Source organism: Natronomonas sp. (genome assembly GCF_036625485.1).
In the GTDB taxonomy this organism is placed as follows: domain Archaea; phylum Halobacteriota; class Halobacteria; order Halobacteriales; family Haloarculaceae; genus Natronomonas.
This window is the reverse complement of record NZ_JAZKTR010000020.1, coordinates 1-23,913: the sequence shown is the minus strand read 5'-3', so window position 1 is coordinate 23,913 and position 23,913 is coordinate 1. Positions and strand designations below refer to the sequence as shown.

Sequence of the window (23,913 nt, the reverse complement as noted above, 5' to 3'; positions counted from 1 at the left end):
GGCGGCCGCAGGCCGCCCTGTGCAAAAAGTGGGTTCTAGAGCCCCTGACTCATCAACCGACTTCGGACGATGTCGGCGTCCTTGTTCCCGGTGCCGGTGTTGACGATGACGACGGTATCGTCGTCGTCGAAAGCGCCCTCGTCGTGGAGGTCCCACGCGCCGGCGGTGGCGACGCCGCAGGCGATGCTGATCTCGAGGCCCTCGTGTTGGGCGACCGTCGCGGCGCTGTCGAGGGCGTCCTGGTCGTCGACGGCGACGCCGTCGCCGCCGCTGGCGCGGACGGCCTCGGCGGCGGGCAGGCCGCCCTCGGGGTCGGCGATTTCGAGGCTGCCGACGACGGTGTCGGGGTACTCCCACGGTTCGGGGTCGCCGCCGGAGTCGATGGCCTCGACGACGGGCGCACAGTCCTCCGGTTGGGCGGCGTAGACTCTCGGCGTGTCATCGGCGAGGCCGAGGTCGGCGAACTCCCGTGCGGCCTTCCAGAGGCCGGCGGCGACGGCGCCGTGGCCGACCGGCACGACGACGGCGTCAGGGGCCTCCCAGTCCAGTTGCTCGACGGTTTCGTAGTAGAGCGGCTTGGCGCCCTCGTGGCGGTACGGCGAGTCGAAGGCACCGGCGGGGAACCAGTCTTCCCGGTCGGCCGCGGGCATCTCCTCGCGTTCGGTCTCGTAGGCCTCGCGGGCGTCGCCATAGCGGCCCTCGACGACGCGCATGTCGCCGCCGTGGACGTTTATCATCGCCTTGTTGACGAAGTTGGTGCGACTCGGGACGAAGGCCCGCGAGAGGAGGCCGGCACGGGCGGCGTAGGCGGCCGCCGACTGGCCGCCGTTGCCCGTCGTCGGCAGCGCGAGCGTGTCGGCCTCGGCCCGGACGGCGGCCTCGGCGACGAGGGCCTGTCCGCGGTCGGTGACCGTCCCGGTCGGGTTGTGCGCCTCGTTCTTTATCAAGACGCGTCCGACGCCGAGTTCGTCGGCGAGTCGCGGCGCCTCGATGAGCGGGGTCGTCCCCTCGCCGATGCCGTTGGGCGTAAACGGCAGGAGTTGACCGTACTTCCAGTCGCCGTCGCGGTCGGCCAGTTCCTCGCGGGTGAGGTCGACTGCGTCGTAGTCGTAGCTCGCGTCCAGCGTCCCGCCGCAGTCGGGACAGCGGGTAGCGCCCTCGTCGGTGACGGTCTGCCCGCAGTCAGTGCAAACGAAGCCCTCGAAACTCGTCATTACTTGGTGTTGGGACGCCCCCGGCAAAGCCCTGTCCTTCGCGGTTCGTGAGGTGGTATTCGAAAGAAGAATTTTTCACTTTTCAGCGAGCGACCGCACTGAACAGCGTCTCCGAAGCCCTCACGCTCTCGACTCCCGGGACTCGCTGCGCGCGCTCGCTCCGCTCGCGTGCTTGCTTCGTCCGGGTTCGTCGAGAGCGTTCGCCCTTCATCCGCCAGGGATACCGAAAGGGGGCCAGTCGACGGAAACGGGTTTGGTGGAGCCGCTTGAAGGGGCCGTATGCACGTCGTCGTAGCCGGCGGGGGTCTGGCCGGACTGGTCGCCGCGCGCCGTCTGGCGGAGGCGGGCGCCGAAGTCGAACTGTTCGAGGAGAACGACGAAGTCGGCGGCCGGGTCCGCTCTCGTGAGGTCGACGGGTTCACCCTCGATAGGGGCTTTCAGGTCCTCTTCACGGCGTATCCGGCGGCACGCAGGGAGTTGGATTTCGACGACCTCGATTTGCGGACGTTCGCTCCCGGTGCGACCATCGCCGAGCCGAACCACCGGTCGACGCTGGCCGACCCGCTGAGAGACCCGGGCGCGACCCTCCCGACCCTCCTGAACCGCGACGTCCGGACGAGCGACAAACTCCGGCTGTTTCGCCTCCAGCGCGAACTGAAAGGCCGGGAGTTCGAGGGGTTGCTCGATGGCGAGAACAGGACTGTCCGGGAGTACCTCGCCGAACAGGGCTTCTCGCCGGCGTTCATCGATCGCTTCGCCGAGCCCTTCTACGGCGGCATCACCCTCGACCGGGAATTGGGGACCGACAGCGGCGTCTTCGAGTACACCTTCAAGGCCCTCTCGGAGGGGAAGACGGTCGTCCCGGCCGAGGGGATGGGCGCGATTCCGGCCCAGTTGCGCGACCGGGCCGAGGCGGCGGGCGCGACCATCAAGACCGCAAAGGCCGTCACGAACGTCGCGCGGGACGAGAAACTGAAAGTCGAGGCGGGCAACGAGATGGTCTTTCCCGACGCCGTCGTCGTGGCGACCGACCCGAAATCCGCGGGCGAGTTGACGGGCATCGAGACGCCGACCGATGCCAAGAGTTGTGTCACGGTCCACTGCTCGATTCCGGACCACCAGACACTGGATACCGGCTCTCGGATTCTACTGAACGCCGCGGATGACCGGCCGAACACCGCCGCGCCGATGTCCGCGGCGGCACCCGAATACGCGCCCGAGGACCGCGAGTTGCTCAGCGCGACCTTCCTGGGTCAGCAGGACGCGAGCGACGAGGAACTGGCCGCGGAAGTCCGCGAGGCGCTTGAAGCGTGGTATCCGGAGAACCACTTCGGCGAGTTCGAACTGGTCGGCGTCGACCGCATCGAGTTCGCGCAGTTCGCCCAACCGCCGGGCTTTCGCGAGTCCCTCCCTGCGGTCGACGCGCCCGAAGGGTCGGTCTACCTCGCAGGCGATTACACCCGCTGGTCGTCGATTCAGGGCGCCATGGAGAGCGGCAAACAAGCGGCCGATGCCGTACTCGCGGAGTAGTTAGTCGAGAATCTCTTTGATGCGCCGCGGTTCGCCGGACAACGAGGGGTTGTCCTCGATGATTTGGAGGACTTCGTGGTCGGTCACGTCGGGGTAGTCCTTGCAGGTGGCCTCCTCGATGAGGTCCTTTTCGAGTCGGAACTCGGTGCCTTCGTAGATGACTTCGACACCCTGTTCGTCGAACGAGAGAACAGTCATACAGCGGTTTGGAGAGTCCCCGGTATAAGTACCACGTTGCGGCGGTTCGAGAAGTGCGACGGAGCGTTCCCCTCCCCGTCGCGTGGGGTGCGCCCAACGGCGCATCGACGGCCCCGACGGCTGGTAGTCGCTCGGATGACAAATGTCTGCCGGCCGTCTGACGCCCGAGGAGGTTTTAATAGGAGCGCCGCGCAGGTGTACACCGTGCTTGGGTCGGACCCCCTCGAGGAACTCGCGGTTCCGGACGGCACTCACGTCCAGGAACACGACCTGGTTACCGACGGCGACGTGCTCGTCGGCGGCCAGAGCGTCGTCGAGTTGGGCGTCCGCGGCGGCAACGTCGTCGCCGGCGAGCGCGTCCGCTTCGGCGGCGACATCGAGGCCGACGGCGACTGCCGCCTCGACATGTGGTGTGACGTCGAGGGTAACGTGCTCGTCGGCCAGGACGCCTACCTCGGCGAACGGGTCCACATCACCGGCCAACTCATCGTCTCCGGCGACCTCGATATCGGCGACGACGTCGACATCGAGCAGGGCTTCGAGGCCAACGGCTGGATCGTCATCCGCAACCCCATGCCGACCATCGTCTTCCTGTTCGTCTACCTCTCGCATCTCCTCCGCATCGGCGAGGAGGAGGCCGCAGAGGACGTCGCCGAGGAGTTCCTCACCTCCGACAACGAGGCCGACCCCGTTCTCATCCCTCGCGGCGCTCGCATCGACGACGACGCGTGGCGCGTCTCCGAACCCGCGACCATCGGCGACGACTGCCGGATGCACGGCAACATCCGAGCGACCGACATCGAGGTCGGCAGCGAAACCGAGATCTTCGGCAGCCTCCGCGCCAAGGAGGACATCACGGTCGGGCCGAACACGGTCGTCCACGGCGACGTGACGACGAAGGGCGGCGACGTGACCGTCGCCCCCGGCGCTCACGTCCGCGGCGACATCTCCTGTGAGGACTGCACTCTCTCGGAGGCCGCCGAAGTCGACGGCGCCATCCGCGCCCGCGGGGAGACGACCTTCACCAACGCGCCCGACGATTTCGAAGCATCCGAACCCGACGAGGACGTCGAGGCGGCCGACGAGGAAACGGCCTCGGAACACGATTCCGAGCCGACGACCGAACCGGAACCAGCCGTCGTCCCTCTTGGTGAAGGTGAACTCCCCCAACCGGCCCCCGAGTCGGCCTTCGTCCGCCTCGGCGACGGGGAGTTGGACGTCCGCGCCGAACCGGCCGTCCGACCCATCGACGAAAGCGACTTCGAGTGGGACCGCGCTGGGGACGGCGCGGACCCCGCCACAAACGGCGACGGCGACCTCTCGGGCATCATCGCCGAGGCCGAAAAGCAGTAACCCCTTGATACGGCGTCTCACGCCGGCGATTGATACATAACATAGGGCCGACAGCAACCGGTAATGAACGCGATATTCTTCGACCTCGACGGGACCCTGCTCCATACCCCGGATTTCGCGACCCTCCTGACGGAGACGTTCCACGAGGTACGGGGCGAGGCGCGCGACGAGTGGCTAGAGGAGTACAGCGAGTCGTTCTTCGAGGCGTTCTGGGACTGTGAACCGAACCCGTACCGACGGGGGTTCGGCGCGTTCGGCGATGATGCTGAGGCGCTGGCCGAGACCCTACAGCGGCGGGAGATCGAGAGCTGTTACCCGACCGACGGCCTCGAAGGCGACCTCGACCGACTGGCCGAGGAGTACCGGCTCGGCGTTCTCACGAACGGCGTGCCCGAAGTTCAGCGCGCGAAGCTCGATACCAGCAGCCTCACCGACTTCTTCGAGGCAGTCGTCTCCTCCTACGAGGTCGGTTCCCACAAGCCGGACCCCGAACCGTTCCGTACGGCCGAGGAGCGTCTGCCCGCCGACGCTTACGCGATGGTCGGCGACAGCGAGGACGACGTCGAGGGCGCCGAGGGTGTCGGTTGGGAAGCCCACCGCTACGACGGCGGTGGGTTCGGCGACCTGCCCGAGGCACTCGACTGGTAGTCACGCAACCGAAAGGCAATTCGGCGCCCTCGCCCCAGAGTCGGTATGCTCTCGGTCGCGCTCGCCGGCAAGCCCAACGCCGGCAAATCGACGTTCTACAAGGCCGCCACGATGGCGGAGGTGGACGTGGGCAACTACCCCTTCACGACCATCGACCCGAACCGTGGGGTCAGCCACGTCCGAACCCGGTGTCCCTGCCTCGATCTGGAGGAGCGCTGCGGAAACGAGAACTGCCACGATGGCAAGCGCTACGTCCCCATCGAACTGCTCGACGTGGCCGGCCTCGTTCCCGGCGCCCACGAGGGGAAGGGCCTCGGCAACCAGTTCCTCGACGCACTGTCGAACGCCGACGTCATCCTGAACGTCGTCGACGCCTCCGGCGGCACGAACGCGGAGGGCGAACCCGTCGAGGTCGGCAGTTACGACCCCGTCCAGGACATCGAGTTCATCCAGGAGGAGATGGATCTGTGGCTCGCGTCCATCATCGAGGGCAACTGGGAATCGGTCGAACGGCAGTCCCGGTCGCCGGAGTTCGACTTCGAGGAGGTCCTCACCGAGATGTTGACCGGCGTCGGCGCGACCGAATACGACGTGATGGCCGTCCTCCGGGAGATAGACTACACCAGCGACCCCTTCGAGTGGAGCGACGAGGACAAGGAGGAACTCGCCCGTCTCGTCCGCGAGCGCACCAAGCCCATCGTCGTCGTCGCCAACAAGGCCGACATCGCCCCCGAGGAGAACATCGAACGCCTTGAGGAGGCCGCTGGCCACGTCATTCCCTGTACCGCCGAGGGCGAACTCGCCCTCCGGCAGGCCGTCGAGGCCGGCGTCGTCGACTACGACCCCGGCGACGAGGACTTCGAAATCGTCGGCGACATCTCCGACTCACAGGAGGAGGGCCTCAACCGCATCCGCGACGTGATGACCGAGTGGGGCGGCACGGGACTCCAGCAGGCGCTCAACGAGTCCGTCTACGACCTGCTGGAGCACATTACGGTCTACCCCGTCCAGGACGCCTCGAAGTGGACCGACGGACAGGGCAACGTCCTCCCCGACGCCTTCCTACTTCGGGACGATGCCACCCCGAAGGACCTCGCCTTCGCCGTCCACTCCGATATCGGCGAGGGCTACCTCCACGCCGTCGACGCCCGCGAGAACCGACGCATCGGCGAGGACCACGAACTCGACGAGGGCGACGTTATCAAGATCGTCTCGACGGCGTCCTGACGAGGAGAGTCTCCCGGGGCCCACTGAGTGAGATATTAGTAGCTGCAATCCGTGCTAACAAATGCCATGTGCCACGGCTTCGACATCCGTGACCGGCGCGAGTTCGAGGCAGAAACAGAGGACGACGAGGAGGTCGACGAGCCATCGTTCGTCAACGAGGAAGCGACCGTCGAAAGCGAGATTCTGACCGACGGCGGCGACGAGGAGTAGTCCCGAACACCCCCTTTTTATCGCGGCTCGAGACCATCGTACAGCGGTTCGTACACCGTCCGTGTTCGAGGTCTTCGAATCGGTCGTAGACGAATCGACCAGTATCGGGCCATAGACTGGCCGTGTCATCGACGATACCGTTCAGGCGTACCTTTCTTTCTGTGTGCCGTCGACGTGGATGGTGCCGTCCCCAACGACCTCTACGGTGTGATCCGGGAGTTCGAACTGAATCGTCCATGAATCACTCTCATGTTCGTCCAGACGCTGGATAGCCTCCGTAGAGATGTGGTCAGCGAGGACGATGTCCAGTTCTACCGGCTCCTTGCCCTTCGCGTCCGCGACCGCCTCGATGATTCCATGTAGAAGCGTCATTAGTAATGTGTCAATTCAGCCCAACTCGGAAGTCAATTTGGATGCGTATCCGTCTACGCCGTTCACTCGATACAAACACCGGTTCTAACGACTGACTCACCGATAGAGCGCCGCAAAGGCCCTCGCGAACCGCCGGGATACCGCCCGCCTCACCCGCCAAGCCACACGGCCGCGACCAGCACCGCGAGAAACAGATAGGAGCCCCGGATGAGCAGTTTCGTCGCGAGGCCATCGTTCTCGCCGGCCCGCCACGCGAAGCCGGCGACGAGGGCGAAGACGATGGGAGCGGCGGCGCTCGCGGGTGGAAACACGCCGACGACGGCGAGCCCGATGACGACGGCCATCCCAGCGGCCATCAGCCCGTAGGCGAACCGGCGAGCGCGCTGGCGGCCCAGCACGACTGCGACCGTCCGCTTACCGATGGAGCGGTCGTATTCGTAGTCCTTGGCGTCGTCGACGGTCTTGATACCCGAGAGAACCGCGAAGAAGACGACGGCGAAGGCGACGACCGTCGTCGACAGGGCTTCGGCCTGTACGTAGTTCCCTCCTAAAAGGGCGAAGGCGATACCGGCCGGATAGCCCGCCGTCGCGCCGACGGGATTGAGGTCCAACTGCGGCGCGTGCAGGTAGCCGATAATCCAGCCCGGCAACGTGAGCAGGGCGGCCCAGACATCCACGAGCAGGCCGATAGCCAGCAGGCAGGCGAAGAAGAGCGCCGTCGCGCCCGCCAGCGCGGCCCGACAGCCGAAGGCCGTCAGCGGGTGGTCGTCGTCCTCGCCGCGCTGGTGGAAGTCAACGTAGCCGTCCTTGATGTGAGCGGTGTACAGCCCCGCGAAGGCGGCGGTCAGATGGAGGGCGAGTAACGCGACATCGAGTCGGTCGGCCAGCACCGCGCCGAACGCCGAGGCCGCGAGTGGCGGCAGCATGAAAACGGGATGGACCTGCGATACCAGTGCTCCCACGTCCGCCCGAATCCCCGTGCCGTGGCGTGCAAGTGCCATGCGTTATCAATGGCCGGAAGCACCATTATTGTAGGGGCAGGTAGGCGTCGTTTTCTTATAACAGAGACCCAGGAACTCCCAGACTGTAGACAGCCAGAACTCCTCGTCGTGTTCGCGAACGAAGCCTTGGCAGAGCAACACGCTCTCGGTTCGCTAGCGGTCGTTGAAGTGAGTATATAAACACTACCGGCCTCACGACTCGGCACGGAGGTTACCGAACAGCTTCGGTCGCCTCGCGCATGATCTCCAGTGCTTCCTTCAGCGTCTCGACGTCGGCCGCATAGGAGATGCGGGCGTGGCCTTCGCCGTGCTCGCCGAAAGCCTCGCCGGGGACGACGACGACGCCGCGGTCGATGACCTCGTCGACCCAGCCGTCGGGTACGCGGGGCATCGCGTAGAAGGCACCCTGTGGCGTGGGCACCTCGAGACCCATGTCCTGCAGGCCGTCGAGGACGATATCTCGGCGTTCTTCGAAGGCCTCCCGCATCTTCTCGGTGTGGTCCTGCGGGCCGGAGAGGGCGGCCTCCGCGGCGTACTGGGCTGGCGCGGAGGCACAGGCCTGCACGTACTGGTGGACCCGAAGCATCCGCTCGATGCGCTCGTGGGAACCGGTCACCCAGCCGAGGCGCCACCCCGTCATCGAGTAGGCTTTCGAGCAGGCGTTGACGACGACGACGCTGTCGGTCTCGGCGAAGTCCATCGGCGAGTGGTGTTCGCCGTCGAAGACGAACGGCTCGTAGACCTCATCGGAGATACAGAGGACGTCGTGCTCGTCGGCGATGCGGGCGAACTCCTGCATATCCGCCTCGCTCTGGACGGCGCCCGTCGGGTTCGCGGGGCTGTTGACGACGAAGGCGGCGGTGTCGTCGGAGATGGCCGCCTCGACGGCTTCGGGCGACAGCGTCAGGTCATCGCGGAGGGCGACGGGGTTCGGTTCGCCGCCCGCGAGGTGGGTCAGCGCCTCGTAGGAGACGAAGCCGGGGTCGGGGTAGATGACCTCCTCGCCGACGTTCACGTGGGCTTCGATGGCGATGTGAAGCGCCTCGCTGCCGCCCGCGGTGGCGATGACGTTGGCCGGGTCCACCGAGAAGGCGTTGTCGCGGTCGTGTTTGGCCGCGATGGCCTCCCGCAGGTCCTCGGTGCCCTTGTTCGACGTGTAGGCGTCCGTATCGCCGGCCTCGATGGCCTCGATGGCTGCCTGCCGGGCGTGGTCCGGCGTCGGGAAGTCGGGTTGGCCCAACCCGAGGTTGATCGCGTCCTCGCCGGCCGCCTCGAACACCTCGCGGATGCCGCTGATGGAAACCTGCTCGACGCGCGATGAGAACTGTGGCATAGGCGAGAGGGGGACCGCCGTCGCCATAATTCTGCCGTGTCCCGCCGGAATAGCTCGGATTTCGGCGCTGTTTTAGGAGTATATTGCCGGTACCTGCGACAGGTGTACGCGGCCACGATGGCGGGATGACGCTTCTGTTCGGCGATTTTCGATTTCAACCGTCGAATCCGCCGTCAAACGTTCGGGTCGGAATTACCGTCACCTCTGGGGGGATAAGGCACGGACGACAACGGAGAGTAATGAGTGGAGATTCGCTTTCACGACGTGCGTATCTGGCCGGTGCCGGTGCGACCGCGACCGCCGGACTCGCCGGCTGTCTCGGCCTCGGCGGCGGGTCCGGCGGCGGCAGTCTCGACGAACTCACCGTCGCGCACATGCCCATCTTCCCCGACCTGCAGTACTACGTGATGGAAGAGGAGGGGTACTTCGACGGCGTCGACGCGACCATCGACGGCCGAGAATTCACCGACGGGCCCGCCATCATCCAGGCCTACGGCGGCGGCGAGATCGACATCGCGATGTTCGGTGTCGTCCCTGCGATGATCGTAATCGACCGCGGCCTGCCGGCACAGGTGACCGCGACGAACATCAAGGAGCCGATGGGCATCATGGTCCACGATGACCTGCAGACGATGTGGGACGAACACGGGGCCGACGCCTTCGGCGTCTGGGAGGAGGAGAAAGGCGAGAAGTTCCAGTTCGGGACGTTCCCGCAGGGGTCGGTCCCCGACGTGCTCCTCCGGTACTGGCTTTCCGACATCGTCGGCGTCGACCCCGAATCGGCCGTCGAGATCACGGAGATAAACGGCGCGAACGCCGTCTTCCAGGCCATCGTCAACGACGAGATCGACGGCACCTCCATCATGGAACCGGTGCCGACCCGCACGTCGAGCACCGATTCGCCGGTGAGCATGTTCCGGACCGCCGCCGAGATCATGCCCGGCCAACCGGCCGCCGTCACGCTGATGAGCGACGAGGTCCGCGAATCGGATCTCGCGACACAGTTCCTCGAACAGCACGTCCGGGCGACCGACTTCATCGACGAGAACCCCGACGAGACGGCCGATATCGTCGAGAGCGGCATCGGCATGGACCGCGATCTGGCCCGGGAAGCACTGGACAGCCCCCTCTCGAACTTCGTGACCGACCCCGCCGAGATCGAAAACGGGACGGAGATCTTCGCCGAGTTCGCCTACGACAACGGCCAGATCGACCAACAGCTCTCGCTGGACGGGATATTCGATTACAGCGTCTACGAGAACCTCTAAGGAGGACGCCAGATGGCAACCGAAACCGACCTCGGATACGACGGCGCCGACGAGGGCATCGAGTCGTTCATCGACGCACTCGACCCACAGCGAGCGCTCCTCGGTACCGCCGGCATCGTCGGGTTCGTCGCGTTGTGGTGGGTGACGTCGCTGTTCCAGCCGGCGTACATCCTGCCGTCGCCGCTCGCCGTCGCCGAGACCTTCCACGCGGAGGCCGCAAGCGGTGAGATGCTGACCGCCATCGGCCAGAGCATCCTCCATTGGGTTCCGGGCGTCATCGCGGGCACGGTTCTCGGCATCGTCGCCGGCGTCGGCCTGGCGTGGAGTTCCATCGCCGACGACGTCTCGGCGCCCCTCGTTCGACTCCTCCGGCCCGTCCCGCCGCTGGCGCTCATCGGCTTCGCTATCGCGTGGTTCGGCATCAATCACGCCGGCGCCGCGTTCATCATCGGCGTCGGCGGCTTCTGGATCAACTTCTATGCCGCCTACGGCGGCGTCGAGGGCGTCTCCGACGACCTGCTGGACGTCGCCCGGAGCCTCGGCGTCGACGGCGACCTCGAACTCCTGCGGTCGGTCGTCGTGCCCGCCGCCTCCCCGGAGATCCTGACCGGTGCCCGCACCGGCATCGGTCGCTGCTGGATGCTCGTCGTCGCCTCCGAGATATTCGGCGTCCCCGGCATCGGCCGGCGCATCCTGCGCGCCTCGAACAACCTGCAGGTCGATGCGGTCATCGCCTACATCCTCGTGTTGAGTTTCATGTTCCTGCTCGTCGACGTGGCCTTCCGGGCCCTCCAGCGGAGGGTGCTCGTATGGCGCTGAACGACCCCTCGCTCGACGCCCGCGTCCGGGTCGACAGCATCTCCAAGCAGTATACCGGGCAGGACGGGCCGGTACAGGCCCTGCAGGACGTCTCCTTCGAGGTCGAGGACGGCGAGTTCGTCTGTATCGTCGGCCCCTCCGGCTGCGGGAAGACGACGCTGTTCCGCATCATCGCGGGACTGGAATCGGCCACCAGCGGCGAGGTGTACCTCACCGGCGAGCGGGTCGAGGAACCCACCCCGAACATGGGTGTCGTCTTCCAGGAGTACCACCTCTTCCCGTGGCGGACCGTCAGCGGCAACGTCGCCTTCGGCCTCGAAAAACAGGGCACGCCGGAGGCCGAGCGCCGCGAGCGCGTCGACCACCTCATCGACCTCGTCGGCCTCGAAGGCTTCTCCGCGAGCTACCCGAAGGAACTCTCCGGCGGCATGAAACAGCGGGTCGCCATCGCCCGCGCGCTGGCGGCCGACCCCGAACTCCTGCTCATGGACGAGCCGTTCGGCGCCGTCGACGCCCAGACCCGCGAGATGCTGCAGGGCGAACTGCTCGACATCTGGCAGGAGACGGAGAAGACGGTGCTTTTCGTCACCCACGACGTCGAGGAGGCCGTCAAACTCGCCGACCGCGTTCTCGTCATGGCCAAGGAACCGGGCCGCATCCTCGAGACCGTCGAGGTCGACCTGCCGCGGCCACGCGCCCGTTCGGACGCCGAGTTCGGCGAGTACTACGAGCGCGTGCTCGATTTGATCCGCAGCTAGGGCCGGATGTAGGCGTAGCCGTCGTCCTGTTTTCGCGTCAACTCGGCCATCGCCGAGGAGACGAGTCGCGCCCCGTCGACGAGGTCGCCGGCGTCGGAATCGGCGCCTTCCAGCGTGTTCCGACAGACACAGACCTCGACGCCGTCGTCGAGTAACTGCCGGACTCGGTCGGCCGTCGGCGCGTCGGCCCGCACGTGGTCGAGGCCGCCCCCGTTGACGACGATGGCGACCGCCGAGTCGATGGTGGTGTCGGCGAGCAGGTTGGCCGCGTTCCGGAAGACGCGCTTGCCGTAGTCGTTCTCGCCTTCCGGCAGGTGGAAAACCGTCTTCTCAGTCATTTTCGTGGGTCTCCCGCAGGTCCTCGATGTGCTGTTTCAGGCGCCGAAGCGTCGCGTCCGCGTCGGCGTAGCCCTGGTCGTACTCGCCGTAGGCGGTGTCGGCGTTTTCGAGGAACTCCTCGACTGCCTCGTCGGTATCTGACATATCGGAGAATCGTCCGGCCGCCTCATAAGGCCGGCGAGGAAGCGGTTTCGAGGCCGCCGCGGTTACTCCCGAACCGCCGCACGCTGGTCGGGGATGATGTCGAACGACGAGTCTATATCGCCCAGCACCAGCAGGGCGTAATAACGGAAGTAGGCGACGACCGGCACCTGCACGAGGGCCCAGACGACAAGCATAGTCAGGGCAAAGCCCGCCGCCAGTAGCCCCAGCAGGACCGTCCCCGTAGTCGACAACGAGAGGGCCACGTAGACGATGGCACCGATGATAGCGAACGGAATCAGGACGACGACGGCCACGAGGCCGACGGCAATCGAGGTGATGAAGCCGACCACGAGGGAGAGAACGAGCAGGAAGACGGCGAAGGCGCCGTACTGTTTCCACTCGCGCTTCATAGAGGGCCAGAGACGCCGCCAGCCGGCCAGCACGCCCGAATCCCGCTGTATCATCAACGGGACCACGAAGAACGTCGTGAAGGCGTTGATGACGGCGAAGACGAGGCCGGCGAGCAACAGGACCGGGAGACCGAACAGGAAGACGCCGGCCGAAAAGGCTGGCTGCTGAACGTTCGTGACCATCGGCAGGACGAACAGCGCCATCCAGCCGACGACGAGTGCCAACAGCGGCAGGCCGATGACGACTCGGAAGCCGAACAGGCGGAGGCCCTGTCGCCACCGGTCGCTCCAGTACTGGCGGACCCGGACAGCGTCGTTGCGAAGCGATTCGATGAAGACGAACTCCATGACGGAGCCGACGATGCCGAAGACAAGCGCGAGCAGAACGACGACGGCGACAGCCACGGCGATGAGCGTCATCGCCTCGACGGGAAGCGAGGGGAGCGAAGCGGGGAGTTCCCCGCCACCGCCCGGTCCGGGTGACCCGCTGGGGCCACCGGAGCCACCGAACTGGCCCGATGGGGTGTTCAGACCGCCGCCGACGAAGAAGGCGACGAGGGCCAGTTTCAGCCAGCGGCGAAGGTCGAACGGGAAGAGGAACGCTCGCGTCGCGTCGATGGCGTCACCGACGTCGTCGATAGCATGGAGGGCCATACAACCCGATTCGACGACCCGCTTCTTAAAACATCAACCCAGAGTGGGCCCGGATACCACAGCAGTCGGCGTGACGATTGGCGGGAAAATTCGAACCGGCCGTTAGTGCTGGAAGGCGCGGTTGCCGGTGAAGGCCATCGCGATGTCGTGTTCGTTGGCGGCCTCGATGACGTCCTCGTCGTTGACGGAGCCACCGGGCTGGATGACGGCCTCGATGCCGGCCTCCGCGGCCTCCTCGATGCCGTCCGGGAAGGGGAAGAAGGCGTCCGAGGCCATGACGGCGCCGTCGGCGTCCTTGCCCTCGGCGTGTTCGTCGGCCTTCATCGCCGCGAGGCGGACCGCGTCGACGCGGGAGACCTGTCCCATGCCGACGCCGACGGTCTCGGTGTCCTTCGCGAGGAGGATGGCGTTGGATTTGACGTGCTTGATGGTCTGCCACGCGAATAGCATCGTCTCGACCTGCTCGTCGGTCGGTTCGCGCTCGGTGACGAACTCGAGGTCGTCGGCGGAGAGTTTCTGGAGGTCACGCTCCTGAACGAGGCGGCCGCCGACGAGGTCCTTCTCGACGAGCGTCTCGGTGATTTCGTCGAGGTCGCCCACGTCGAGGACGCGGAGGTTGTCCTTTTCGAAAAGGACATCGAGGGCGGATTCGGTGTAGCCGGGCGCGACGACGACTTCCTTGAAGGAGTCGGTGATCTGCTCGGCGGTGGCGGCGTCACACTCGCGGTTGAGGGCGACGATACCGCCGAAGGCGCTCATCGGGTCCGTCGAGAGCGCGTTCTCGTAGGCGGTCGCGAGGTCGTCGGCGGTCGCACAGCCGGCGGGGTTGGTGTGCTTGATGACGGCGGCGGCGGGTTCGTCGAACTCCTTGATGAGGCTCAAGGCGCCGTCGGCGTCGTTGTAGTTGTTGTACGAGAGCGCCTTCGCGCCCTCGTTGAGCTGGTCGGCGTCGACGACGCTTGCCTCCTCGGCGGAGCCATCGAGATAGACCGCGGCGTCCTGGTGGGGGTTCTCCCCGTAGCGGAGTTCGCGGCCGCGATCCTCGCCGACGAAGCGGCGGGCGGGGAACTGGCCGCCGTCGTCGCCCTCGACGGAGACCGTACCGTCGTCGAAGTCGACCGCCACGCGGTCCTCGGCGAACCACTTGACAGCGCGTGGGTAGGCGGTGAACTCAGCCTCGTAGAGGACGCGCTCTTTTAAGTCGGACGCGTCGTCGCCGTCGTAGACGGGGACGGGTTCCTGCGTGACGATGGGGCCGCCGTCGACGGTCTCGTCGACGACGTGGACGGTACACCCGGTGACCGAGACGCCGGCCTCCAGCACCTGCTCGTGGGCGTCCATGCCCGGGAACGAGGGGAGCAGGGCGGGGTGGACGTTGAGCGTCGTCGGCGCCTCGTCGAGGAACTCCTCGGTCAGGATGCGCATGTAGCCGTCCAGACAGACGAGGTCGACGTCGTAGCCCTCCAGTCGCTGGAGGATTCGACGCTCGTGTTCCTCCCGGGAGTCCTCGTCGGCTTTCTCGACGACTTCGGTCGGGATGCCACGCTCGGCGGCGTCTTCCAGCACGGGCGCGCCCTCCTCGTTGGAGAGGATGACGGAGAACTCCGCGCCGCCCGGCGCGGCGTCCGCGAGATGCAGCAGGTTCCGGCCGCGGTTCGAGGCCATACCGGCGATTTTCATATCGAAGACGGGCCCCGCCGCGGGCAAAGTAGTTGCGATTACAGACCGCCACTTATCCACATTTATGCTTAAATATAGTTTCAGAACCGATACGTCTCCTTTTAGTATCCACGTACGTGCCTAAACAAGTGGTCTTAACGTACTCTGCTCGTACCACAGTTCCGACAAACAATGTTAACAGGACGCGGGACAAGCCTCGGCATATGACAGACGAGAGCATGGCGGACCTCATCGAGAAGGTCCGACAGGCGAAACGTGCCGTCGAGGACGCAGGCCGGCCCGAGGCCGTCGAGAAACAGCACGCACAGGACAAACTCACCGCCCGCGAGCGGGTCGACTACCTCTGTGAGGAGTTCGACGAGATCGGCCAACTCGCCGCGCCCGCACCGACGACGCCCGAAACCGCCGACTGGGAGCGTGAGGACGCCCCCGCCGACGGCGTCGTTGCTGGCGTCGGCGACGTGGACGGCCGGCCGGTCGCCGTCGCCGCGACCGACTTCACCGTCAAGGGCGGCTCCATCGGCCACACCGGCGGCCGCAAGATGGAGCGCGTCATGGAGCTGGCCCTCGAACGCGGCTTCCCCTTGGTCCTGCTGCACGACGGCGGCGGCCACCGGATTCAAGAAGGCCTCGACGCCCGCCCGACGGCACAGGGCGACGGCGGCATCTTCCGGACGCAGACGAAGCTCTCGGGGTGGGTGCCAATCGTCTCGGCGATGATGGGGCCCGGTTTCGCGGCGCCGACCAACTTCTCGGCGATGGCCGACTTCGTGCCGATGGTCGACGGCTCCACGCTGGGCGTCGCCGGTCCCTCGCTCGTGAAGGCCGCCCTCGGCGTCGACCTCTCGAAGGAAGAACTGGGCGGCGTCGATTTCCAGACCGCCAAGACGGGCATGGCCGACCGCGCCTTCCCCGACGACGAGGCCTGCCTCGACGGCATCCGCGAGTTCCTCTCGTATCTGCCCCGGAACGCCCGGCGTGACCCGCCCGCAGTCGACGCTTCCCCACCCTCCGAGGCCACCCGGACGGACCTCGAAGACGTGATGCCCGCTGACCCGAAGAAGGGCTACGATATCGAAGCCATCATCGAGGGCGTCACCGACGCGGACAGTTTCTTCGAACTCAAGCCCGACTTCGCCCGCAACATCGTCACCGGTTTCGCTCGCGTCGACGGCGAGCCCGTCGGCGTCATCGCGAACAACCCCCGAGCGATGGCCGGGACCATCGACGCCGACGCATCGATCGCCTCCGCCCGGTTTGCCTCGCTGTGTGACGCCTTCGACCTCCCCATCCTGACGCTGGAGGACGTTCCCGGAATTCTGCCCGGCCCCGACTCCGAGAAAGACGGCGTCGCCCGCGCGGCCGGCAAACTCCCTTACGAACTCAACCGGGCGACGGTCCCCATCCTCAACGTCGTCCTCCGGCGCGGCTACGGCTTCGGCCACGTCGCGATGGGCGGCGGCGAGTCCGTCCAGAACGTCCTCACCGCCGTCTGGCCGACCGCCGAGGTGGCGGCGATGGGCATCGAAGGCGCCGTCGACGTGGTCCACGGCCGCGAAATCGAGGCCGCCGACGACCCCGAGGCCAAACGCGAGGAACTGGTCGAATTTTATAAGGACCGCACCGACGCCATCCGCGCCGTCGAAGGCGTCGGCATGGATGCCGTCATCGAACCCGCCGACACCTACGGCTGGATAAAGCGCGCGCTGGACCGCTACGACGAACCGCGCGAGGACGAGTGGCCGCCGAAGAAACACGCCATCAATCCGTGGTAATCGGCTGACGGCGTTACCGAGACCAGTGATTTGAATACGGCCTCCGAACTGTGCGAGATATGAGCGACGATTGGTTCACGACCGAAGGGGAAACCGGGACCCTCGCCATCGAATACCGGGATGATGGCTGGTTCGTGGCATCTCCAGGCACCGTCGGCGAAACCAGATGTATGTTCGATGACAGCCTCGAGCCCGGCGATGAGACGGATCGCCAACGAATTCAGGTGATAGTCTCGTCATTTCGGGAGGGACTGGACGGTGGGGTGAACTTCCTCTCGTTGGCCGCCCCAAATGATGGCGCGTCCGAGGATGCGAACGGCCGGACGAATGAGACGAAAGCCGAAAATAACGGAACGGTCGGCGGGACCAATGGGACGAAAAGTAGCTCCAATGAGCAATGGAAACTCAAGGACTTCAACGGCTCCGGCGAGTACGTCGATGTCGAAGCGACGATTGATGCGGTGTTCTACGTTCGGGACGACGAGTCAGGGATTCCAGATATGAAGGGCGAACTGCTCGATTCGAGCGTGGTCGATCCCGTCGTTTTCATCGTCAACGACGGCGTCTCTCATCCATATCTCGGAGAAGGGAACCGATTTCGCTTCGAGACCGTCAAGGACCACTACTACGACAAGAACGCCGAAATCCAGGTCGTTATCAACGAACACACCGAATTCGTTGAACTCGACTGAGACACCAATACTAGACACGTATTTGCATATATATCGCTTCTATTCCCCGAGTATCGACACCCTTTTTCAACGCCTACACCCACCATCGCGTATGACCGACCGGGGCCCACTCTACGCCGTCTCGCCGCTTGACGGCCGCTATGCCCGCTATACGGAACCGCTGACCGACTACGCCAGCGAGGCCGCCTTGATGCGCGCTCGTGTCGAGGTCGAAGTCGAGTACCTGCTCGGGCTCGCCGACCTCGATGCGACGCCGCTGGAGTTGGCCGACGACGAACGGGCCGACCTCCGCGCCCTCTACGAGGAGTTCGACGCCGAGGACGCCGAAATCATCAAACAGCTCGAAACCGAGGGCTACGACGGCTATTCGGCGACGAACCACGACGTCAAAGCCGTCGAGTATTTCATCCGCATGCACCTACCCGACGAGGACGAGCAGGGCCCGTGGGTCCACTTCGGCCTCACCAGCGAGGACGCCAACAACCTCGCCCACCGCCTGCTCGTCAAGCCCGCCGTCGAGGAGGTTCTGGCCCCGGAAATCCGCGAAATCCGGGACACGCTGGCCGCCGAGGCCCGCGAATACCGCGACCTGCCGATGCTCGCTCGCACCCACGGCCAGCCCGCGACGCCGACGACCTACGGCAAGGAACTGGCCGTCTACGCCTCACGGCTCGGCACGGCGCTGGGCCGCCTCGAAGCCACCGCGGCCGATATCTCGGGCAAACTCGCCGGCGCCTCCGGTACCTACGCCGCCCACCACGCCGCCTACCCCGAGCTCGACTGGCGGGCCTTCTCCGAGGAGTTCGTCGAGTCGCTCGGCCTCCAGCATACCGCGCTGTCGACGCAGGTCAACCCCTGTGACGACCTCGCGGCGGTCTTCGACGCCCTCCGCGGCGTCAACAACGTCCTTCGGGACCTCGATCTGGATATGTGGCTCTACGTCTCCGACCGCTACCTCGGCCAAGAGACCGTCGAGGGCGAGACGGGATCGTCGACGATGCCCCACAAAGTCAATCCCATCGACTTCGAGAACAGCGAGGGCAATCTGACGAAGGCCAACTCCGACCTCACCTTCCTCGGCGATTACATCACCACCTCGCGGCTCCAGCGTGACCTCTCGGATTCGACCGTCAAGCGCAACATCGGCGCCGCCTTCGCCCACTGTCTCATCGCCTACGGCAAGACCCAGAACGGTCTCGCGAAGGTCACGCCCAACGAACACGTCATGCGCGAGGAACTGGAAGCCAACCCCGAGGTCATCGGGGAAGCCGTCCAGACCATCCTCCGCCGGGAGGGAGACACCGAGGCCTACGAGCGCATCAAGGAACTCACCCGCGGCCAGCGCGCCACGCTGGCGGACTTCCGCGAGCTGTTCGACGACCTCGACGTGGACGAATCGGTCCGCGAGGAACTCCGCGCCCTGACGCCCGCGACCTACACCGGCCTCGGCGACGAACTGGTCGACGAACTCGACTGATACGGATTGTTGTAACAAATTACCGGCGAGCACCGAGCGGTCGGCGCTCGCCGGTAAAAGACTACAACAATCCGTATGACCCCTATTCGCGGTCGATGTGCAGCGAGACGCGGCCGACCGCGACCGTCTTCTCCTCGCCCTCGAACTCCGTCGTTACCTCGACTTCGACGACGGCCATCGACGTCCCCGAGCGGACGACCGTCGCCTCGGCCGTCAGATCGCCCGAGGCGGGCCGAACGTAGCTCACGTTCAGTTCGGTCGACGCGTGCGGCGTCTCGGCGGGGTCCTCCAGGGTCGTCCGAAGCGCCGCGCCGCCGCCGTGGTCGATGAGCGTCGCGACGACGCCACCCTGCATGACCCCAGTGCCCGGGTTCGCGAGGGAATCATCGAACGGCAACGAGAGGCGGACGTATCCCTCCTCCTGGGCCTCAATGGCGATACCGATATCCTGTAGGTGGTCGTGGTCGTTCAGAAACTGGCGATTCACGTCGGTCATAGGCCTCGTTGCACCGACCGCGTTAAAATTTCTCGTGAAGGGGCGTTATCTGGTACCCGGCGCCTCGTCTTCGAGTCGCGTCAGGTCCTCGAAGGTCTCCCGGCGTCGCGTCAGGCGCGCCTCGTCGCCTTCGATGGCCACTTCGGCCGGCCGTGGCTGGGAGTGGAACTGGCTGGTGAGGTTGATGCCGTAGGCGCCGACGTTGCCGATGGCCAGCAAGTCCTCGGCCTCCGGTCGGGGGATCGGCCGGTCGGTACAGAAGACGTCCGCACTGGTACAGAGCGGGCCGCCGACGCTGGATTCGACTGCCTCGCGGTCGCCGCCCGTGACGTTCCGGATGTGGTGATAGGAGTCGAACATCGCCGGCCGGATCATGTCGGTCAGGCCCGCGTCGACGCCGACGACGCGCGTTTCGGGCGTCTCCTTGATGGTGTTCACGCGGGTCAACAGCGCGCCAGCGTCCGCGACGAGATACCGACCCGGCTCCAGGGCGATAGTCGCGTCGACGTCGGCGGTTACCTCCCGAACCATCTCGGCGGCTTCCTCGATGTCGAGAGGCGGTTCATCGGGCCGGTAGGGGACGCCGAAGCCGCCGCCCAGGTCGACGAATTCGAGGTCGCCGACGCGCTCGGCGAGGTCCGCGACCTTCCCGAGGGCGCGTCGGTGGTCGTCGAGGTCCTCCGAGAGGACGCCGCTGCCGACGTGGGCGTGCAGCCCGACGAAATCGAACCGCTCGCGGGCCTCCTCGGCGACCCGCGGCACCTCGTCGTAGGGCAGGCCGAACTTCGCGTCCTTGCCCGTCGCGACCTTCTCGTGGTGGCCCGTCCCGATTCCCGGATTGACCCGGAGGGAAAGGCGGCCGTCGAAGCCCCGTGCTTCGAGACGGTCCAGCGTCATCTCCGCGCCCGCCGTGATGGTCAATTCTGGGGTGTCCTCCCACAGATCGACCGCGTAATCGAGGTCGCCGTCCGGCGGGTTGACCGCCGTATACTGGAGGTCCTCGGGCGCGACGCCGGCTTTCAGCGCGCGGTCGAGTTCGCCGGCGGCGGCACACTCGACGTCCGCGCCGGCGTCGTAGAGCGTGCGGACGACCTCTCGGCCCGTGTTCGCCTTCGCGGCGTACATCACGTGAGCGAAATCGAAGGCCGCGTCGAACCGGTCGAAGTTCTCCCGCAGGCGGTCGTGGTCCATCACGTACAGCGGCGTGTCGTGCTGCTCGGCCAGCCGTTCCAACCGCTCGCCGTCCCAGTCGGCGAGGCGCTTGACGGCTGGCGAATCGGCGTCACTCATTGACACTATTCGGGGGTTGGCCGATAACAAGGGTTCCGCTTCTAGGACTGTTTGATGGTGATTTTGATTGGTAATAAGGCGAGGTCGGGAACAGTTTGACTGCGAACAGCCGGAAAGCCCTCGGCCCGCCAGCCGGCTGAGGGCTTCGGAGGCGGTGCAGTCGAACCGATTCCCAAGCTCATTTTATAATCAAAATACACACCCAGCTAGCAACACTCACGCGGACCGAAACGTTTCAACGCGCTGGGCGCGGAAGAACGGATATGAGCGACCAAAAACGGGACAACGAGTCTGGCCCAATCGGCACGATGATTGGGGCGAGCCTCGGCCCACTCGGGGCCGCCGTCGGCACCGTCGTCGACGAGAACCGCTTCGCACTCAAGTTCTCCATCGGGACGAACGCCGACGATGACGACGGGATGGACGATGCAACGACTATCGAGATCGAGGACAGCGATGAGGAGAAGGCCGACGCCGAGGGCGAGGAAGCCGAAACGGACGCCGAGGACGACGCGTAGAGCCTGTCATCGGTCCGAATCGACGTTCTGACTGCCGGAGGCGGAAGGGTTTCCTTTCTGAACCCCGTATCAGGTGGTATGACACACCACAAGGAGGGCGCGTGTAAGAGTCTCGAAGACGTCGACCCGGAGGAAGCCGCGGCACGGACCGCCACCGCGAGCGGGTTCGCCGGGTCCGTCGTGGGCGCCATCGGCGGACCGGTCGGCGCTGCCGCCAACGGCCTCGTCTGGGGGACCACCGGCTATCTCGCCGGCTACACCGCGGCGAGCATCAAGGAAGCAATGGAGGGGAAAGAGGACGACACCGACCACATCGAAATCGAGACGGAAGACGAGGAAAGCGAGGAACACCACGGCGGGCACGACACTGAACACGATAGCGGGCACGACGACGACGAAGCCGACCACTAAGCGGTCGGTCATCAATTCGAGAAATCGAGCCGCAGCGAGCCGTTTTCGTCAGTTTTCGCGCAGGGCGTCCTCGCGCTGGGTCGCCTCCAGGGTCTCTTCTTCGACGTCAGTCGCGACGACAGCCGGCTTGTAGGCGCCGCCCTCGAAGAGGTCGTGGTCGCCGACGCTCGATTCCACGAACCGGGTGAAGGCCCGCCGCTCGGGTGGCAGTTCGCCGTAGAGGACTTCCTCTTCGACGAGGTCGTACACGGGGATGCGCGGCGTCAGCAGGGTGTTCTCGCCGACGATACTGTTCTCGCCGACGACGAAGCCGGAGGTGACCCGACAGCCGGCACCCAGCGAGACGCCGTCCTCGACGACTACCGGCGCGGCTTCGACGGGTTCGAGGACGCCGCCGATGAGCGTGTTCGCGCCGAGTTTGACGTCATCGCCGATCTGAGCCGCCGACCCGACCGTATCACACGAGTCGACGAGCGTGCCGTCGCCGATGTGGGCGCCGATGTTGACGAAGGCCGGGCTCATCAGGATCGCGTCGCTGCCGACGTAGGCGCCGCGGCGGATGACCGTCCCGTCGGGCGTGTTCCGGGTGCCGCGCTCCGGCAGGTCCTCGGTTTCGCGGAGCGGCAGGACGTCGTGGTAGTCGACGCCACCGTAGTTGTGCGACTGGATGTCCCGGAGGGTGAAATTGAGCAGGATACCCTGCTTGACCCACTCGTTGGCCTGCCACTCGCCGTCGCGCTTCTCGGCGGCGCGCACCTCGCCGGCTTCGAGGGCTTGCAGGAACTCTTCGAGGACCGCGAGTTCCTCGGGGCCAGCATCTTCGGCCGTCAGTCCGTCTTCCTTGCGTCGCTGCAGTTCGACGATATCGTTTTCGAGCGCACTCATTGGGCGTATCCTCGGAAACGCGGGACTTGGCTCTGTTGGAAGACGCGCGTGTGCGGTCCCGACCGGACGGGAGCCGCTCGGCAGTCGGAAGTACGGTCCGGTTCGAGCCGCGCTCCGCTACCCTTTACGATATGTCGAGTCTCGGAGATTCGAGCGACCGCTCCGAAACGGAGACGCACCGACGCCGGAGACGGTCCCTAGAACGTGTGAACTCGCCGTACTGCTCATCCTATGACATTACTTATGTGACGACGTGGCATAGAAGTTACATGGAGACTGACTTGTATCGGAAACTCGTCGAGGAATCCTCCGACATCGCGACGATTATCGATTCGGACGGGACGATTACGTACGTAAGTCCCTCGGTGGAACACACGCTGGGCTACGAGCCGGAGGAGTTGCTCGACGAGACGGGGTTCGGGTACCAACATCCTGACGACCGTGAGGCGGTCGCCGAAGCCATCGAGGACCTCCAGACGACCCCCGACGACACACAGGTTATCGAAACGCGGTTTCGGCGTGCCGACGGGTCGTGGTGCTGGATTGAGGCGACGCTACAGAACCGTATCGATGATCCGGACATCGGCGGCATCTTGGTGAACAGTCGCGACATCTCCGAGCGGAAACGGCAGAAACAGCGGTATCAGGAACTTGCCGGGGAGTACGAGACGCTACTCGAGACAGTAGAGGATGGCATTTTCTTCATCACCGTCGAGACGGTAGACGGCGACTACGAGTTTCGGTTCGAACGCCTGAATCAGGCCTACGAGGAACAGACCGGAATCACGACCGACGAAATCCGGGGAAAGACGCCTACCGAGGTGTTCGGTGATGAACTCGGGTCGAAGCTCCAGGCGAACTACCACCGGTGTGCGAAGGCCCGCGAACCCCTCACGTATCAGGAGGAAGTGCCCGTCGAGACGGGCGCGCGGTTCTGGCAGACGAACCTTGCCCCCGTCATCAGGGACGGTGCGGTGACACAGATTATCGGCATCACGCGGAACGTCACCAAGCGGGCCAAACGGGAACGGCAACTTCGAAGCCAGAAAGAACAGCTCGACGAGTTCGCGAGCGTCGTCTCCCACGATCTGCGGAACCCACTCACCGTCGCACAGGGGCGTGCGGAACTCCTCGCCGAGGACTGCGACAGCGAACATCTCCAACCTATCGTTCAGGCCCTCGACCGGATGGAGGGACTCATCTCGGATACG

26 protein-coding genes are annotated in these 23,913 nt (G+C 65.5%); 14 read left to right on the top strand and 12 right to left on the bottom strand.

Annotated features, from left to right (window positions below; all coding sequences use genetic code 11):
* Nucleotides 1–35 precede the first annotated feature (35 nt).
* Nucleotides 36–1,214, bottom strand: coding sequence for a threonine synthase (locus V5A53_RS03740; RefSeq protein ID WP_332312232.1), 1,179 nt, complete (start codon nucleotides 1,212–1,214; stop codon nucleotides 36–38).
* A 279-nt stretch (nucleotides 1,215–1,493) separates the two neighbouring features.
* Between V5A53_RS03740 and V5A53_RS03735 the strand changes: the two genes are divergently transcribed.
* The gene (locus tag V5A53_RS03735) at nucleotides 1,494–2,744 is read left to right on the top strand and encodes an NAD(P)/FAD-dependent oxidoreductase (RefSeq protein ID WP_332312231.1); all 1,251 of its coding nucleotides are present in this window, start codon (nucleotides 1,494–1,496) and stop codon (nucleotides 2,742–2,744) included.
* On the opposite strand, the gene V5A53_RS03730 is transcribed toward V5A53_RS03735, so the two are convergent.
* Nucleotides 2,745–2,942 carry a DUF5800 family protein gene (locus V5A53_RS03730; RefSeq protein WP_332312230.1) on the bottom strand — a complete coding sequence of 66 codons (198 nt, stop codon included), beginning with the start codon at nucleotides 2,940–2,942 and terminating at the stop codon, nucleotides 2,745–2,747.
* Between the two features lie 204 nt (nucleotides 2,943–3,146).
* On the opposite strand from V5A53_RS03730, the gene V5A53_RS03725 reads away from it, so the two are divergent.
* The 4 genes from V5A53_RS03725 (at nucleotide 3,147) to V5A53_RS03710 (ending at nucleotide 6,380) form a co-directional block, all read left to right on the top strand.
* Nucleotides 3,147–4,295: a polymer-forming cytoskeletal protein gene (locus tag V5A53_RS03725; protein WP_442928596.1), complete on the top strand. Its 1,149-nt coding sequence runs from the start codon at nucleotides 3,147–3,149 to the stop codon at nucleotides 4,293–4,295.
* 63 nt (nucleotides 4,296–4,358) lie between these two features.
* Entirely contained in the window at nucleotides 4,359–4,943 is a 585-nt protein-coding gene (locus tag V5A53_RS03720; RefSeq protein ID WP_332312228.1) for an HAD family hydrolase, read from the top strand.
* 45 nt (nucleotides 4,944–4,988) lie between these two features.
* The gene (locus V5A53_RS03715) at nucleotides 4,989–6,170 is read left to right on the top strand and encodes a redox-regulated ATPase YchF (RefSeq protein WP_332312227.1); all 1,182 of its coding nucleotides are present in this window, start codon (nucleotides 4,989–4,991) and stop codon (nucleotides 6,168–6,170) included.
* 51 nt (nucleotides 6,171–6,221) lie between these two features.
* Nucleotides 6,222–6,380 (top strand): hypothetical protein, encoded by a 159-nt coding sequence (locus V5A53_RS03710; protein WP_332312226.1) that lies wholly within the window; start codon nucleotides 6,222–6,224, stop codon nucleotides 6,378–6,380.
* Between the two features lie 141 nt (nucleotides 6,381–6,521).
* Here V5A53_RS03710 and V5A53_RS03705 read toward each other — a convergent pair whose 3' ends face one another.
* The 3 genes from V5A53_RS03705 to V5A53_RS03695 all read right to left on the bottom strand — a co-directional run bounded on the left by V5A53_RS03705 (nucleotide 6,522) and on the right by V5A53_RS03695 (nucleotide 9,086).
* Nucleotides 6,522–6,752 carry a HalOD1 output domain-containing protein gene (locus tag V5A53_RS03705; RefSeq protein ID WP_332312225.1) on the bottom strand — a complete coding sequence of 77 codons (231 nt, stop codon included), beginning with the start codon at nucleotides 6,750–6,752 and terminating at the stop codon, nucleotides 6,522–6,524.
* Between the two features lie 149 nt (nucleotides 6,753–6,901).
* Nucleotides 6,902–7,753: a UbiA family prenyltransferase gene (locus V5A53_RS03700; protein ID WP_332312224.1), complete on the bottom strand. Its 852-nt coding sequence runs from the start codon at nucleotides 7,751–7,753 to the stop codon at nucleotides 6,902–6,904.
* Between the two features lie 211 nt (nucleotides 7,754–7,964).
* Entirely contained in the window at nucleotides 7,965–9,086 is a 1,122-nt protein-coding gene (locus V5A53_RS03695; protein ID WP_332312223.1) for a pyridoxal phosphate-dependent aminotransferase, read from the bottom strand.
* A gap of 239 nt (nucleotides 9,087–9,325) precedes the next feature.
* Between V5A53_RS03695 and V5A53_RS03690 the strand changes: the two genes are divergently transcribed.
* The 3 genes from V5A53_RS03690 to V5A53_RS03680 are packed head-to-tail and all read left to right on the top strand — an operon-like array spanning nucleotide 9,326 to nucleotide 11,931.
* Nucleotides 9,326–10,354 (top strand): ABC transporter substrate-binding protein, encoded by a 1,029-nt coding sequence (locus V5A53_RS03690; protein ID WP_332312222.1) that lies wholly within the window; start codon nucleotides 9,326–9,328, stop codon nucleotides 10,352–10,354.
* A gap of 12 nt (nucleotides 10,355–10,366) precedes the next feature.
* Nucleotides 10,367–11,173, top strand: a complete 807-nt coding sequence (locus tag V5A53_RS03685; RefSeq protein ID WP_332312220.1) for an ABC transporter permease — start codon at nucleotides 10,367–10,369, stop codon at nucleotides 11,171–11,173.
* Complete coding sequence (locus V5A53_RS03680; protein WP_332312219.1) at nucleotides 11,164–11,931, top strand: ABC transporter ATP-binding protein; 768 nt, start codon at nucleotides 11,164–11,166, stop codon at nucleotides 11,929–11,931. Before V5A53_RS03685 ends, V5A53_RS03680 begins: the two co-directional genes overlap by 10 nt.
* On the opposite strand, the gene V5A53_RS03675 is transcribed toward V5A53_RS03680, so the two are convergent.
* From V5A53_RS03675 to purH, 4 genes are all read right to left on the bottom strand, one after another.
* Nucleotides 11,928–12,269 (bottom strand): DsrE family protein, encoded by a 342-nt coding sequence (locus V5A53_RS03675; protein WP_332312218.1) that lies wholly within the window; start codon nucleotides 12,267–12,269, stop codon nucleotides 11,928–11,930. The genes V5A53_RS03680 and V5A53_RS03675 overlap by 4 nt on opposite strands.
* Nucleotides 12,262–12,414, bottom strand: coding sequence for a hypothetical protein (locus V5A53_RS03670; RefSeq protein ID WP_332312217.1), 153 nt, complete (start codon nucleotides 12,412–12,414; stop codon nucleotides 12,262–12,264). Before V5A53_RS03670 ends, V5A53_RS03675 begins: the two co-directional genes overlap by 8 nt.
* A 62-nt stretch (nucleotides 12,415–12,476) precedes the next feature.
* A complete protein-coding gene (locus V5A53_RS03665) occupies nucleotides 12,477–13,478 on the bottom strand; it encodes a DUF7544 domain-containing protein (protein WP_332312216.1) in 1,002 nt (333 codons plus the stop codon).
* Nucleotides 13,479–13,580: 102 nt separating this feature from the next.
* Nucleotides 13,581–15,158 (bottom strand): bifunctional phosphoribosylaminoimidazolecarboxamide formyltransferase/IMP cyclohydrolase, encoded by a 1,578-nt coding sequence (gene purH / locus V5A53_RS03660; RefSeq protein WP_332312215.1) that lies wholly within the window; start codon nucleotides 15,156–15,158, stop codon nucleotides 13,581–13,583.
* A gap of 203 nt (nucleotides 15,159–15,361) precedes the next feature.
* Between purH and V5A53_RS03655 the strand changes: the two genes are divergently transcribed.
* The 3 genes from V5A53_RS03655 to purB all read left to right on the top strand — a co-directional run bounded on the left by V5A53_RS03655 (nucleotide 15,362) and on the right by purB (nucleotide 19,102).
* Nucleotides 15,362–16,933, top strand: a complete 1,572-nt coding sequence (locus V5A53_RS03655) for an acyl-CoA carboxylase subunit beta (protein WP_332312214.1) — start codon at nucleotides 15,362–15,364, stop codon at nucleotides 16,931–16,933.
* A gap of 59 nt (nucleotides 16,934–16,992) precedes the next feature.
* Nucleotides 16,993–17,625: a hypothetical protein gene (locus V5A53_RS03650; RefSeq protein WP_332312213.1), complete on the top strand. Its 633-nt coding sequence runs from the start codon at nucleotides 16,993–16,995 to the stop codon at nucleotides 17,623–17,625.
* A gap of 91 nt (nucleotides 17,626–17,716) precedes the next feature.
* Nucleotides 17,717–19,102 carry an adenylosuccinate lyase gene (gene purB, locus V5A53_RS03645; RefSeq protein WP_332312212.1) on the top strand — a complete coding sequence of 462 codons (1,386 nt, stop codon included), beginning with the start codon at nucleotides 17,717–17,719 and terminating at the stop codon, nucleotides 19,100–19,102.
* Nucleotides 19,103–19,184: 82 nt separating this feature from the next.
* On the opposite strand, the gene V5A53_RS03640 is transcribed toward purB, so the two are convergent.
* Together V5A53_RS03640 and lysA are read right to left on the bottom strand one after the other, a co-directional pair.
* Complete coding sequence (locus V5A53_RS03640; protein ID WP_332312211.1) at nucleotides 19,185–19,598, bottom strand: PaaI family thioesterase; 414 nt, start codon at nucleotides 19,596–19,598, stop codon at nucleotides 19,185–19,187.
* Nucleotides 19,599–19,643: 45 nt separating this feature from the next.
* A complete protein-coding gene (gene lysA / locus V5A53_RS03635) occupies nucleotides 19,644–20,888 on the bottom strand; it encodes a diaminopimelate decarboxylase (protein WP_332312210.1) in 1,245 nt (414 codons plus the stop codon).
* 263 nt (nucleotides 20,889–21,151) lie between these two features.
* On the opposite strand from lysA, the gene V5A53_RS03630 reads away from it, so the two are divergent.
* Nucleotides 21,152–21,406, top strand: a complete 255-nt coding sequence (locus V5A53_RS03630) for a hypothetical protein (RefSeq protein WP_332312209.1) — start codon at nucleotides 21,152–21,154, stop codon at nucleotides 21,404–21,406.
* A 78-nt stretch (nucleotides 21,407–21,484) separates the two neighbouring features.
* Nucleotides 21,485–21,817, top strand: coding sequence for a hypothetical protein (locus V5A53_RS03625; RefSeq protein ID WP_332312208.1), 333 nt, complete (start codon nucleotides 21,485–21,487; stop codon nucleotides 21,815–21,817).
* 48 nt (nucleotides 21,818–21,865) lie between these two features.
* On the opposite strand, the gene V5A53_RS03620 is transcribed toward V5A53_RS03625, so the two are convergent.
* Nucleotides 21,866–22,702: a 2,3,4,5-tetrahydropyridine-2,6-dicarboxylate N-succinyltransferase gene (locus tag V5A53_RS03620; protein ID WP_332312207.1), complete on the bottom strand. Its 837-nt coding sequence runs from the start codon at nucleotides 22,700–22,702 to the stop codon at nucleotides 21,866–21,868.
* Nucleotides 22,703–22,971: 269 nt separating this feature from the next.
* Here V5A53_RS03620 and V5A53_RS03615 point away from each other — a divergent pair.
* Nucleotides 22,972–23,913, top strand: a 942-nt coding sequence (locus V5A53_RS03615; protein ID WP_332312206.1) for a PAS domain S-box protein, incomplete at its 3' end; no start/stop codon positions are given.